General features: G+C 51.8%; 2 protein-coding genes. Both read right to left on the reverse strand.

Features of this window, described 5'->3' with window-relative positions:
• Window positions 1-159 precede the first annotated feature (159 nt).
• Window positions 160-1,137: an ABC transporter permease gene (locus VB081_RS02470; RefSeq protein ID WP_323399271.1), complete on the reverse strand. Its 978-nt coding sequence runs from the start codon at window positions 1,135-1,137 to the stop codon at window positions 160-162.
• Window positions 1,124-1,999, reverse strand: an 876-nt coding sequence (locus tag VB081_RS02475; RefSeq protein WP_323399272.1) for an ATP-binding cassette domain-containing protein, incomplete at its 5' end; no start/stop codon positions are given. The genes VB081_RS02470 and VB081_RS02475, both read right to left, overlap by 14 nt.

A 1,999-nucleotide genomic window follows, 5' to 3' on the forward strand; every position in this document is an offset into this window, starting at 1 on the left:
CCGATTCTTCAAGGCTTTCGAGTCCGAATACCCATGTGCTGAACGAGAGGTTCATCCTCTTTTTCAGGCGCTCCGGATGCTCGGCCTTTAACTTGTCAAAGTCATACGCGATCTTCCGGTTGATCTCTTCCAGTTTTTGCAGTTTCATAACATCTCTCCTTATTTGGATACGCGCAAACGCATAGAGCTGATGGCGATGGAAACGATGATCAGTACGCCAAATGATATCTGCTGCAAATACGGGCTTACTTTCAAGAGGTTCAATGCGTTGAAGATGATGCCCGTCAGCAGCACGCCGCAGAACGTGCCTAACATGTTTCCTTTGCCGCCGTTGATGGGCGCACCGCCGATGATGACCGCGCCGATCGCCTGCAGCTCCATGCCCGCGCCCGTCGAAGCCTGTGCAGCCCCCAAGCGCGACACCAGCATGATGACCGCGATGCCCGTCATGATACCGCTGGTGATAAAGAACTTGATCTTGTTCCAGTTGACCTTGATGCCCGCGAGATAAGCCGCCTGCGTGTTGTTGCCGATCGCAAACACGCGCCGCCCGAATTGCGTATGCTTGAGCAAGAAGTGGATGGCGAGATACCCGACCAGACTGATGACAAACAGCAGCGGGATCGCGTCAAACAAATATGTCCCCGCAAAATATTCCATGCGGTTGAATATCGTCACGTTGCCGCCCCCGGTGATGGTCAGGCACAAGCCTGTGTAAATACTTGTCGTTGCGAGCGTGATGATGAACGACGGCGCCTTAAAAAGTACGGACAATGCGCCGTTAAGCGCAGAACAGCCGACCGCCACGCCCAGCCCCACGAGCATAGCTACGCCGTCCGGCGCGCCCTGATCGATGGACAAACACATCATCGTACTTGCAAAGCCCACGATCGCGCCGATAGAAATATCGAAGTTGCCGGATATGATCAGTACGGTCACACCTGCAGATATCAGCCCCAGCGTCGATACCTGAGAAAGCACGCCCTTGATATTGTCGATTGAAACGAATTTCGGATTGATCACCGCCGTCACGATCCCAATTGCCAGAATGATCAGGATCAGATAAAAAGACTGCGAACTGATCACCTTTCTCAGCGTCGCGTTTTTTTGTAACAATGCTCTGCTATTGTCTTTCATTTTGACTTTCCTCCTGTGCGATCCCCAGATACATCCCCATCAGTTTTTCTTCCGTCAGGTTTTCCGGAGACATGATACTTACCAGTTTTCCTTCGCGCAAAATGCCGATCCGGTCGCTCATCGAAAGGATCTCAGGCATATCCGACGACACCATCAATATAGCTTTCCCCTGTCGCGCCAGCTCGATCATCAGCTTGTATATCTCCTCGCGCGCCCCGATATCAACGCCTTTTGTGGGCTCGTCGAATATAATGATATTACAGTCCGACAAAAGCCAGCGCGCCAAAATGCTCTTTTGCTGGTTTCCGCCCGACAAACGCTCGATATCTTGATCGACGCCCGTTGATTTTAGGTTCAGTTTTTTGACCATCTCCTCGGTCGACTTCTTATCTTCCTTGAGGTTCAAAAAGACCCTGTTTTCATTGCGGACAATGCAGATATTCTCCTCGATGCTGCGCTGCAGGAACATACCATCGCCCTTGCGGTCTTCGCCCAGCATGCAAATACCGTTTGCGATCGCGTCGCGCGGCGATCTGATGTTGACTTCTTTTCCGTCGATCAAGATACGCCCCGTCTGTTTTTTGTCCACACCGTATAACAGGCGCATCAGCTCCGTACGTCCCGAGCCGACCAGCCCGCCGATGCCGAACACCTCTCCCTTGCGCACGGAAAAACTGATCTCGTGCACCACAGGCATCCTCGATACACCCTCGATCTTTAAATATTCTTCCCCGATGTTTACGCGCTCACGCTGGTAAAAAAGCGAAGCCTCTCTGCCTACCATAGCGGATATGATTTCTTCATTCGTGACCTTAGACGCTTCATAGCATCCTGTTACATTGCCGTCCTTGATAACGGTGAT

Source organism: Christensenella sp. (assembly GCF_034927525.1).
GTDB lineage: Bacteria > Bacillota > Clostridia > Christensenellales > Christensenellaceae > Christensenella.